We start from the raw sequence: 10,956 nt of genomic DNA, 5'->3' as shown, positions 1-10,956 counted from the left end.
GCCCCACACCCCCACCCACCGCGACCCCGGCCCCGCCCCCGACCCCACAACCCACCCCGGCCCCGGTGCCGACGCCCTGACCGGGCCTTGACTCCGACCGGCGCCCAGGGGGCGTACTGCCGCGGCCGGAGCCCCCGGGCGGGGGCGTAGCGGGGCAGTGCCCGGTGCCCGGTGGAGCCGGCCACCGGGCACTGCTACCGGGCCCGGCCCCGACCGGCCGCGGCGGCCCGACTGCCGGCTCAGGGGCCGGGATCCCGGAGCCGGAGCTCCCGCTGCCGGAGTCGGGCAGCACAGACCCGGTTGCGGCGGCGGGAACCCCCACCCGTCCGGCCGCCCATGCGACCCCGATCCGCCCGGCAGGAGAAGCCGCCCCGGCGGAACCGACCACAGGAGGCCCTGTTGTGACCGACCGGCCCGAGGACCGCACCCGGTGCGATGCCTGCGCCCCGCTCGCCCGACGGGCCCGCGCGCCCCGCGCGGCGCGGCCCCGCCCGGCCGCCCGCACCGCCGCCCTGCTCACCCTCGTGCTGCTCCTCGCGGGCAGCGCGACCACCGGGTGCGGCGGGCGGGCCACCACCCACCACAAGCCCGGCACCACCCACGAGCAGGCCTCCGGCAACGTGGGCACCCTGCTCACCGCCGAGGACGGCTCGGGCCACCGGCTCCGCGAGGTGCCGGCCAAGGGCGCGCCGGAGGTCCAGCTCGCCGCCCGCCCGGACTCCGAGGACGGCTGGAACCTCCAGCTGACGGTGGACAACTTCCGCTTCACCCCCGACAGCGCCGGAGGCGCAGCCCTCGCGGGCGCCGGCCACGCCCACTTGGAACTCGACGGCCGCAAACTGGCCCGGCTGTACGGCCCCTGGTACCACCTGCCCGCCGCGCAGGTCCCGGAGGGCGCGCACACCCTGACCGTCCGCCTCTACGCCGACGACCACACCGCCTGGGCCGTGTCCGGCAAACCGGTCGAGGGCACCACCCAGCTCACCGCCCCCGCCCCGGGCACCCCCGGAGGCCACGGCCACGGCACCACTCCCCAGCCCCCCGCGCCGAACGAGAGCCAGGGCCCGGGCCAGAGCCAGCCCGACCGGACGGTCACCGTCACCGTCCGGGACGGCAAGGTCAGCCCCGCCCCGGGCCGCACCGAGATCAAGCGGGGCGAACGCGTGGCCCTGCGCGTCACCAGCGACCGCAAGGACACCCTGCACGTCCACGGCTACGACAAGGAACTCGCCCTGCCGGCAGGCCAGGAGGCCACCCTGGTCCTGACGGCCGACCGCACCGGCCTCTTCGAAGTGGAGACCCACGAGTCCGGCCTCCTCCTGACCCAACTCGTCGTCCGATGACCCCGCGCCCGCTCCCGAGCCTGAGCCCGCCTGCGCCCCCGCACACAGCCCAGCCCCCGGCCCCGCAGCCACCCGCGGCCACATCGGTGCGCCGGCCCGCGGCCCCGCGCCCAACCCAGGCCGCTGCCCTGTGCACGTCCGGGCCCGTGGCAGCCAAGGCCGCTGCCCTGTGCCCGTCAGGGCCCGTGCCAGGCCAGGACGCAGCCCTGCGCAGATGCCTGCCCCAGGCCGTTCCGGTGGTGCTGTGCAGGTCCTTGTCCCTGCCCGAAGCCCCGCGCCTGGCCCCGCGCATCGCTGCGTTCGCGGCCCGGCCAGCAGCCCCGCACCTGCCCCCAGCGAGGCAGGCGCTGGCTGGTGCGGCCGCGTGTACTTCCCCGGCCGCCCCCGGGCCCAGGCTCGGGCCCGCAGCCGTAGCCGTAGCCGTAGCCGCAGCCGAGCTCGGGGCCGGGTGCGGCCCCGAGCCCGTGCCCGGCCCCGAGCTCGTGCCCGGCCCCGAGCTCGTGCCCGGCCCCGAGCTCGTGCCCGGCCCCGAGCCCGTGCCCGGCCCCGAGCCCGTGCCCGGCCTCGGCCCCGGGTCCGGGCTGCCCCCCGGGCCCGCACCCGCATCCGTGCTCCCGGCCCCGGCTGCCTCCGGCTCCGCCGGGACCTCGTCGGCGCTGCCCCCGCTGGGCGGGGCACGCGGCGGCTCGGCTTGGACGGCCGGGCTCAGGCCCGAGCCCGAGCCCGGAGCCTCGGTCCCGGGCCGGCGGGTGGCACACTCCACGGGCCGAGGCGCGATACGGACCCCGGTGGGCCAGTGGTGAGCCCGGCCGGGCTCCGTACCGGCCCCGGCATGGGCCCCGGCCCCGGCGCGGGCGGTGGCGGCTTCGGCCAGGGCGTGGTCCCGTACCCGGCCGAACCGTTCACCGCTCTCGCGCACGGGATCGGATCCCAGCACGACCTCCCCATCTCTCCCTTCTACGCGTTCGCCGGTGCCTTCACCGCACTCTTCGTCTCCTTCCTCGCCCTCGGCCTGCTCTGGTCCACCTCCCGCTTCCGCGGAGACCGCTCCGGGGCCGCCCTGCCCGCCGCCCTCCAGCGGGCCGCCGACGGACCCCGGACCCGCGCCGCTCTGCGCGGGCTCGGTCTCCTCGCCGTGCTGCTGCTCCTCCTGCACCTCCTCCTCGGCCCCGACGACCCCGCGCGCAACCCCGCTCCCGGCGCCGTCTACGTCCTCTTCTGGGTCGGACTCGTCCCTGCCTCCCTCCTCCTCGGCCCCGTCTGGGGACTGCTCAACCCGCTCCGTGCCCTGCACGGCCTGCTCGAACGGGTGCTGCCCCGCCGCAGCCCCCACCGCCCGCTCCCCGCCCGGCTGGGCCAATGGCCCGCAGCCGCCGGGCTGTTCGCCTTCACCTGGCTCGAACTCGCCGCTCCCGATCCCGCATCCACCACCACCCTCCTCATCGCCCTCGCCGCCTACGCCGGCGTCCAACTCCTGCTCGCCGCCCGCTTCGGCGAGCGCTGGTTCGCCGACGGGGACGCCTTCGAGGCGTACAGCGCCCTCCTGGCCAGGCTGGCCCCGCTCGGCCGCCGCAGCGACGGCCGGCTGGTCCTGCGCAACCCCTTCCACGGACTCGACGCGACGCCCGAGCGGCCCGGACTCGTCGCCACCGTCTGCGTCCTGCTCGGCTCCACCGCCTACGACGGCTTCTCCGACAACCCCTCCTGGATCAACCTCGTACAGACCTCCCCCCTCGGCCGCACCCCCACGGCCACGCTCGGACTCCTCGGCTCCGTCGCCCTCGTCGCCGCCCTCTACTGCCTCTGCGCGGCGGCCACCCGCCTCGTCAGCGGCCCGCACCCCGGCCCGCTCACCGCCTTCGCGCACTCACTGGTGCCGATCGCGCTCGGCTATCTCATCGCCCACTACTTCTCCCTCCTGGTAGTCGAAGGACCACGCACAGTGAGCATGGCACTCGGCACTGACAACGCCCCCGAACCCGCCCCACCACTGGGCCCCGGCGGCCTCGCCGCCCTCCAGGTCGTCGCCGTCGTCACCGGCCACGTGCTCGGCGTCGTCGCCGCGCACGACCGTTCCGTACGCCTCTTCCCGCCCGCGAAGGCAGTGGCCGGCCAGCTGCCCCTGCTCGCGCTGATGATCACCTACACCCTCGGGGGGCTGAGCCTCCTGCTGAACTGAGGTCCCCGCCGACGAAGGAGGCGAAGAGCGGCATGATGTACCCCGTGCCCCCCGCCCACCCCTTGCGCCGTACGCCCGTCCAGCAGCGCAGCGCCGACCGGCTCGCCCGGATCCTCGACGCCTGCGCCGAACTGCTGGACGAGACCGGGTACGAGAACCTGAGCACCCGCGCCGTCGCCCTGCGCGCCGGCGTGCCGATCGGCTCGGTCTACCGGTTCTTCGGCAACAAGCGGGCCATGGCCATCGCCCTGGCCCACCGCAACCTCGACCGCTACGCCGAAGGCATCGCCGCCCGGCTCGCCGGGCTCCCGGCCGCCGACTGGCGGCCCGCCGTCGACGCCGTGCTGGACGAGTACCTGGCCATGAAGCGCAGCGTCCCCGGCTTCGCGCTCGTCGACTTCGGCGTGCCCGCACCGCCGCCCGAGGGTCCGGCGGCCCCCCCCAACCCCCGGGCCCCCCCCCGCCTCACCGAACTCCTCGCCGCCCACCTCGGGCTCACGCCGGACGCAGCCCTGGCGCGGGCCGTCCTCGTGGCGGTCGAGGCCACGGACGCGCTGATCCAGCTGGCCTTCCGGTCCGATCCGGCCGGGGACCCGGACATCGTCGCCGAGACCCGCGCCATGATGCAGGCCTACCTCGCGCGCGTCCTGGACTGAACTCGCCCCGTCCGCCGTTCCCCGCCCCACACTGCCGTTTCCCGCCCCACCCCCACCCCCGCCCCCGGTCCGGTCCGGTCCGGTCCGGTCCTGGCCGGACCTCGGCCCCTCCGCCCCCTCCCCGCCGTGCCTACCGGTCGGTATGCTCGTCGGGCCCCGCATGCCCGTGCCGCAGCCTGCCGCCCCTGGAGGGCCCCATGCCCCGCACCGCCCTGCGTATCTGCCCGCTCTGCGAGGCCACCTGCGGTCTCACCCTCACCATCGAGGGAACCGCCGTGACCGGCGCCCGCGGGGACCGCGACGACGTCTTCAGCCGCGGGTTCATCTGCCCCAAGGGCGCAGCCTTCGGAGGGCTGGACGCCGACCCCGACCGACTGCGCACCCCACTGGTCCGCCGCGACGGCCGCCTCCAGGAGGCCACCTGGGCGGAGGCCTACGACGCCATCGCCGACGCCGTGCCCGCCCTCGTCCAGGAGCACGGCGCCCAGTCGGTCGGTGTCGTCCTCGGCAACCCGAACGTCCACACCATGGCCGGGGCCCTCTACCCGCCCCTGCTCCTCAAGGCCCTCGGCACCCGCAACCTGTTCACCGCCAGCACGCTCGACCAGATGCCCAAGCACGTCTCCAGCGGACTGCTGTTCGGCGACCCCTTCGCCATCGCGGTCCCCGACCTGGACCGCACCGACTTCCTGCTCCTTCTCGGGGCCAACCCGGTGGAGTCCAACGGCTCCTTGTGCACCGCCCCCGACTTCCCCGGGCGGCTCAAGGCCCTGCGCGCCCGCGGCGGCACCCTGGTCGTCGTCGACCCCCGCCGCACCCGCACCGCCCGGCTCGCCGACCGCCACCTCGCCCCCCGCCCCGGGAGCGACGCGCTGCTCCTGGCCGCCCTCGCGCACACCCTGCTCGACGAGAAGCTCACAGCTCCCGGAGTCCTGGCGGAACAGAGCGAAGGCCTCGGGGAACTCGCCGCCGCCCTCGGGAGTTTCACTCCTGAGGCCGTGGCCCCCGCCTGCGACCTCCCGGCCGCCGAGATCCGTGCCCTCGCCCGCGAGCTCGCGGCCGCGCCCACCGCCGCCGTCTACGGGCGGATCGGCAGCTGCACCGTCGAGCACGGCACCCTCGCCAGCTGGCTGGTCGACGTACTCAACATCCTCACGGGCAATCTCGACCGGCCCGGCGGGGTCCTGTTCCCGCTCCCGGCCGCCGGTCCCCGGCCACGCCCGGCCGGACCGGGCAAGGGATTCGCCCTGGGCCGCTGGCACAGCCGGGTCAGCGGCCACCCCGAGGTCAAGAGCGAGCTGCCGACTGCCGCCCTCGCCGAAGAGATCGAGACCCCGGGCGAGGGGAGGATCCGCGCCCTGATCGCCATCGCCGCGAACCCCGTGCTGTCCGCCCCCGACGGCCGGCGCCTCGACGCGGCCCTGGCCGGGCTCGACTTCATGGTCAGCATCGACCCGTACCTCAACGAGACCTCCCGCCACGCCCATGTCGTGCTGCCCCCGCCGCCGCCCTCGCGGAGCGCGCACTTCGACTTCGCCTTCAACGCCTTCGCCATCCGCGACCAGGTGCGCTACACCCGCCCGGCCGTCCCGCTCGAAGCGGGTCTGATGGACGAGTGCGAGATCCACGCGCGCCTCGTCCTCGCCGTCTCCGGCATGCACGGCTCGGCCGGGCCGGCCGCCGTCGACGACCTGGCCGTGCAGGCCACCCTCGCCAAGGAGACCGCCGACCCGCGCTCCCCGCTGCACGGCAAGGATCCGGCGCAGCTCGCCGGGCTGCTGACCGGCCGCAGCGGCCCCGAGCGCCGCCTTGACCTGATGCTGCGACTCGGGCCGTACGGGGACCAGTTCGGCCTCGCCGTCGCCGATGAAGCCGACACCGCCCCGGGCGCCGAAGCCGAAGCCGATGCGGACGCCGTCCCGGGCGCGGGTGAGCGCACCGCCGCTGCAGGAACCCGCGCCGGTGCGGTCGTTGCGGGGGAGCTCAGCCTGGAGCGGCTGCTGGCGCACCCGCACGGCATCGACCTGGGCCCGCTGCGGCCCCGGCTCCCGGGCGTGCTGAGGACCCGCAGCGGCAGGATCGAGCTGCTGCCGGACCCGATCGTGGCCGAGCTCCCCAGGCTGCGTGCCTCCCTCGCCGACCGGCCCGCCGCCCTGGTGCTCGTGGGCCGCCGCCACCTGCGGTCCAACAACAGCTGGTTGCACAACGTCCCGGCCCTCGTCGGAGGTTCCAACCGCTGCACCCTCCAGGTCCACCCCCAGGACGCGGACCGCCTCGGCCTGGCGGACGGGGGCCGGGCCCGGATCACCGCCGACGGCGGCAGCCTGGACGTCCCCGTCGAGGTCACCGACACCGTCCGCACGGGCGTGGTGAGCCTTCCGCACGGCTGGGGGCACGACCGTGCGGGAGCCCGGCTCTCCGTGGCCTCGGCCGAGCCCGGCGCCAACGTCAACCAGCTGCTCGACGGCACCCGGCTCGACCCGCTGTCCGGCACCGCGGTGCTCAACGGATTCCCCGTCGAATTGACACCCCTGCCCTGAGCTGGGGTTTTGCTCGTATTGCTCACGCGTCGACGTCTTGTTGGCCCATGGAGGAGGCACCTACGTTCCCTGCATGCTGACCTTCCTCGGCTTCACCATGATCCTGACCTTCCTGGTCCTGATCATGATGAAGAAAATGTCGCCCATCGCGGCGCTCGTCCTCATCCCCGCACTCTTCTGCGTGTTCGCAGGACAGGGCGCCCACCTCGGCGACTACGTCATCGACGGGGTCGGCAAGCTCGCCCCGACCGCCGCCATGCTGATGTTCGCCATCGTCTACTTCGGGGTGATGATCGACGTCGGCCTGTTCGACCCGATCGTGCGGGGCATCCTGCGCTTCTGCAAGGCGGACCCGATGCGCGTGGTGGTCGGCACCGCCGTCCTCGCCGCGATCGTCTCGCTCGACGGGGACGGGTCGACCACGTTCATGATCACGGTCTCGGCCATGTACCCGCTGTACAAGCGGCTCGGCCTCAGCCTGGTCGTGATGACGGGCGTCGCCGCCACCGCCAACGGCGTCATGAACACCCTGCCCTGGGGCGGCCCCACGGCACGCGCCGCCACCGCCCTCAAGCTCGATGCCGCCGACATCTTCGTCCCGATGATCCCGGCCCTCGCGACCGGGCTGCTCTTCGTCTTCCTCCTCGCCTACGTCCTCGGACTGAAGGAACGCCGCCGGGTGGGCGTCCTGGCCGTGCCGGGCACGCAGGAGCACGCGGCGGAGCACGCAGAGGAGCTCACGGGCGGGCACGCGGAAGAGCAGCAGCTCGTCAAGGCGGCGACCGGCGAGGCCGCCGTCCGTACCGGCTCCGCCGCGCCGTCGGGAGCCGCCCCGCATACCGCCGCCTCAGGAACAGCCGCCTCCGGAACCGCCGCCACCGAAGCCGACGAGGACGGGTTCCAGGGCCTCGACCCCCACCGGGCCACGCTGCGCCCGCGCCTGTACTGGTTCAACGCGGGCCTCACCGTCGCCCTCCTGACCGCGATGATCATGGAGCTGCTGCCGATCCCGGTGCTGTTCCTGCTCGGCGCGGCCCTCGCCCTCACCGTGAACTTCCCCCACATGCCCGACCAGAAGGCCAGGATCGCCGCCCACGCGGACAACGTCCTCAACGTCGCCGGCATGGTCTTCGCCGCGGCCGTCTTCACGGGGGTCCTCTCGGGCACCGGCATGGTCAAGCACATGGCCGACTGGCTCGTCGGAACCATTCCCGAGGGCATGGGCCCGCACATGGCGCTCGTCACCGGCCTGCTGAGCCTGCCGCTCACCTACTTCATGTCGAACGACGGCTTCTACTTCGGCGTGCTGCCCGTCCTGGCCGAGGCCGGCGCCGCCCACGGGGTCTCCCCGCTCGAGATCGCCCGCGCTTCCCTCGTCGGCCAGGCGCTGCACATGTCGAGCCCGCTGGTTCCGGCCGTGTACGTGCTCGTCGGCATGGCGAAGGTCGAGTTCGGCGACCACACCCGATTCACCGTGAAATGGGCGGCCCTCACCTCCCTGGTGGTGCTGGGGGCAGGGATGCTTTTCGGCATCATCTGATCCCCGTGGCCCCTGGCGCTCATAAAACTACCGGCGCTAGTTTGTAGGGTGTCCGCGAGGTCAGGTCTACGTCGCGCTGGTGCGTGCTCGGGAGGAATGCCATGAAGGCCCACGACGGGATGTACATCGACGGCGCGTGGCGGCCCGCCGCCGGACGCGACCGGATCGAGGTCGTCAACCCGGCGGACGAGCAGGTCATCGGCGGTGTCCCCGCGGGCAGCGCCGAGGACGTGGACGCCGCCGTACGCGCGGCCCGCGCGGCCCTTCCCGGATGGGCGGCGGTGCCGCCGGCCGAGCGGGGGGCCCTGATCGGGGCGCTGCGCGACGTGCTGGTCGCCCGCAAGGGCGAGATCGCGGAGACCGTCACGGCCGAACTCGGGTCCCCCCTCGGCTTCTCGGAGGCGGTCCACGTCGGTGCGCCGATCGCGGTGGCCTCCTCCTACGCCGAGCTGGCGGCCTCGTACGCCTTCGAGGAGCGGCTCGGCAACTCCACCGTTCTGCTGGAGCCGGTCGGCGTGGTCGCGGCCATCACGCCCTGGAACTACCCGCTGCACCAGATCGTTGCCAAGGTGGCGCCCGCTCTCGCCGCCGGCTGCACCCTCGTCCTCAAGCCGGCCGAGGACACCCCGCTGACCGCACAGCTCTTCGCCGAGGCCGTGCACGAGGCGGGCATCCCGGCCGGAGTCTTCAACCTGGTGACCGGGACCGGCCCGGTCGCAGGCCAGGCCCTGGCCGCGCACGAAGGCGTCGACCTCGTCTCCTTCACCGGCTCGACCGCCGTCGGCAGGCAGATCGGCGCCACCGCGGGCGCCGCCGTCAAGCGGGTCGCCCTCGAACTGGGCGGCAAATCGGCCAATGTCATCCTGCCGGGCGCCGACCTGGCCAAGGCCGTCGCGGCGGGGGTGGGCCACGTCATGAACAACTCCGGCCAGAGCTGCAACGCGCTCACCCGCATGCTCGTCCACCGGGACCAGTACGAAGAGGCCGTCCTGCTCGCGGCCGCCGCCGTCGCCCGCTACCCCAGCGGCGACCCCACCGACCCGGCCACCCGCCTCGGCCCGGTCGTCAACGCCAAACAGCGCGACCGCGTGCGCGGATACATCAGCAAGGGCATCGAGGAAGGCGCGCGCCTGGTCGCGGGCGGCCCCGACGCACTGCACGAGCACGGGTACTTCATCGCCCCGACCGTGTTCGCCGACGTCACGCCCGAGATGACCATCGCCCAGGAGGAGATCTTCGGCCCGGTGCTGTCGATCCTCCCGTACGAGGACGAGGAGGAGGCCCTGCGCATCGCCAACGGCACCGTCTACGGCCTGGGCGGCGCCGTCTGGGCTGCGGACGCGGAGACGGCCGCGGCCTTCGCCCGCCGCATGGACACCGGGCAGGTGGACATCAACGGCGGACGCTTCAACGTGCTCGCGCCCTTCGGCGGGTACAAGCAGTCGGGCGTCGGCCGCGAGCTGGGCCCGCACGGTCTGGCCGAGTACCTCCAGACCAAGTCCCTGCAGTTCTGAGACCGAGACCCGTACGAGCCCCGCAGTCGTGAGCCTGCCCACCACCGGAAACACGGAGACGACGACCATGGTCCGCGCCGCCATCCTGCCCGCCGTCGGAGCCCCGCTGGAGATACGGGAGATCGTCCTGCCCGATCCCGGCCCCGGGCAGGTCCGGGTGCGGCTCGCTGCCGCCGGGGTCTGCCATTCGGACCTCTCCCTCACCAACGGCACCATGAAGGTCCCCGTCCCCGCCGTCCTCGGCCACGAGGGCGCGGGCACGGTCCTCGCCGTCGGGGAGGGCGTCACCCACGTCGCGCCCGGCGATCCGGTGGTGCTCAACTGGGCCCCGTCCTGCGGGCAGTGCCACCACTGCACCATCGGCGAGGTCTGGCTGTGCGCCAAGGCCCTCGCCGGGGTCGGGGCCGTCTACGCCCACGACGCGCAGGGCGCCGAGCTGCACCCCGGGCTGAACGTGGCGGCCTTCGCGGAGGAGACCGTCGTCGCGGCCAACTGCGTGCTGCCCGCCCCCGCCGGGATCCCGCTGGCCGAGGCGGCCCTGCTCGGCTGCGCCGTCCTCACCGGGTACGGGGCCGTCCACCACAGCGCCCAGGTCCGCCGGGGGGAGTCCGTGGCCGTGTTCGGTGTCGGCGGCGTCGGCCTCGCCGCCCTCCAGGCCGCCCGGATCGCGCAGGCGGGTCCCGTCGTGGCCGTCGACGTCTCCCCGGCCAAGGAGGAACTGGCGCGGGCGGCCGGGGCCACCGAATTCGTGCTCGCCTCGGACACCACCGCCAAGCAGATCCGCGCGCTCACCGGCGGGCAGGGCGTGGACGTCGCCGTCGAATGCGTCGGCCGGGCCGAGACCATCCGCGGAGCCTGGGAATCCACCCGCCGCGGCGGCCGCACCACCGTCGTGGGGATCGGCGGCAAGGAGCAGCAGATCACCTTCCACGCCCTGGAGATCTTCCACTTCGCCCGCACCCTCACCGGCTGCGTCTACGGCAACAGCGACCCCGCCCGCGACCTCCCGGTCATCGCCGAGCACGTCCGGGCCGGCCGCCTCGACCTCGGCTCCCTGGTCACCGACCGCATCACCCTGGACGGCATCCCGGCCGCCTTCGACGCCATGCTCGCGGGCAAGGGAGGCCGTTCCCTGGTCGTCTTCTGAGCCCCCGGCCCCGTGACCGGCGGACGCCCGCCGGTCA

The 10,956-nt window shown here is 74.6% G+C and carries 8 protein-coding genes; all 8 read left to right on the top strand.

From position 1 onward, the window contains the following. The first annotated feature begins 512 nt into the window (after positions 1–512). The 8 genes from IO30_RS0126535 to IO30_RS0126500 all read left to right on the top strand — a co-directional run bounded on the left by IO30_RS0126535 (position 513) and on the right by IO30_RS0126500 (position 10,919). Positions 513–1,343: a cupredoxin domain-containing protein gene (locus IO30_RS0126535; protein ID WP_031146864.1), complete on the top strand. Its 831-nt coding sequence runs from the start codon at positions 513–515 to the stop codon at positions 1,341–1,343. Positions 1,344–1,807: 464 nt separating this feature from the next. Continuing rightward, the gene (locus IO30_RS45565) at positions 1,808–2,146 is read left to right on the top strand and encodes a hypothetical protein (RefSeq protein WP_031146862.1); all 339 of its coding nucleotides are present in this window, start codon (positions 1,808–1,810) and stop codon (positions 2,144–2,146) included. A gap of 29 nt (positions 2,147–2,175) precedes the next feature. Further along, on the top strand, positions 2,176–3,522 hold the full coding sequence (locus IO30_RS0126525; protein WP_234321755.1) for a hypothetical protein: 1,347 nt from the start codon (positions 2,176–2,178) through the stop codon (positions 3,520–3,522). Between the two features lie 35 nt (positions 3,523–3,557). Further along, positions 3,558–4,178, top strand: coding sequence for a TetR/AcrR family transcriptional regulator (locus IO30_RS0126520; protein WP_031146858.1), 621 nt, complete (start codon positions 3,558–3,560; stop codon positions 4,176–4,178). Positions 4,179–4,375: 197 nt separating this feature from the next. Beyond that, on the top strand, positions 4,376–6,718 hold the full coding sequence (locus tag IO30_RS46460; RefSeq protein WP_031146857.1) for a molybdopterin-dependent oxidoreductase: 2,343 nt from the start codon (positions 4,376–4,378) through the stop codon (positions 6,716–6,718). A 73-nt stretch (positions 6,719–6,791) separates the two neighbouring features. Continuing rightward, complete coding sequence (locus IO30_RS0126510; RefSeq protein WP_031146855.1) at positions 6,792–8,258, top strand: CitMHS family transporter; 1,467 nt, start codon at positions 6,792–6,794, stop codon at positions 8,256–8,258. Between the two features lie 101 nt (positions 8,259–8,359). Beyond that, on the top strand, positions 8,360–9,772 hold the full coding sequence (locus IO30_RS0126505; RefSeq protein WP_031146853.1) for an aldehyde dehydrogenase family protein: 1,413 nt from the start codon (positions 8,360–8,362) through the stop codon (positions 9,770–9,772). 67 nt (positions 9,773–9,839) lie between these two features. Further along, complete coding sequence (locus IO30_RS0126500; RefSeq protein ID WP_031146851.1) at positions 9,840–10,919, top strand: Zn-dependent alcohol dehydrogenase; 1,080 nt, start codon at positions 9,840–9,842, stop codon at positions 10,917–10,919. The last annotated feature ends 37 nt before the right edge of the window (positions 10,920–10,956 follow it).

This window comes from Streptomyces xanthophaeus (assembly GCF_000725805.1).
In the GTDB taxonomy this organism is placed as follows: domain Bacteria; phylum Actinomycetota; class Actinomycetes; order Streptomycetales; family Streptomycetaceae; genus Streptomyces; species Streptomyces xanthophaeus.
This window is presented reverse-complemented; position numbering and strand designations above follow the sequence as displayed.

Bases quoted from the DNA above. Each gene is read 5' to 3' on its own strand.
- IO30_RS0126525 (WP_234321755.1), top strand. From the start codon at position 2,176: ATGGGCCCCGGCCCCGGCGCGGGCGGTGGCGGCTTCGGCCAGGGCGTG.
- IO30_RS0126520 (WP_031146858.1), top strand. From the start codon at position 3,558: ATGTACCCCGTGCCCCCCGCCCACCCCTTGCGCCGTACGCCCGTCCAG.
- IO30_RS46460 (WP_031146857.1), top strand. From the start codon at position 4,376: ATGCCCCGCACCGCCCTGCGTATCTGCCCGCTCTGCGAGGCCACCTGC.
- IO30_RS0126510 (WP_031146855.1), top strand. From the start codon at position 6,792: ATGCTGACCTTCCTCGGCTTCACCATGATCCTGACCTTCCTGGTCCTG.
- IO30_RS0126505 (WP_031146853.1), top strand. From the start codon at position 8,360: ATGAAGGCCCACGACGGGATGTACATCGACGGCGCGTGGCGGCCCGCC.
- IO30_RS0126500 (WP_031146851.1), top strand. From the start codon at position 9,840: ATGGTCCGCGCCGCCATCCTGCCCGCCGTCGGAGCCCCGCTGGAGATA.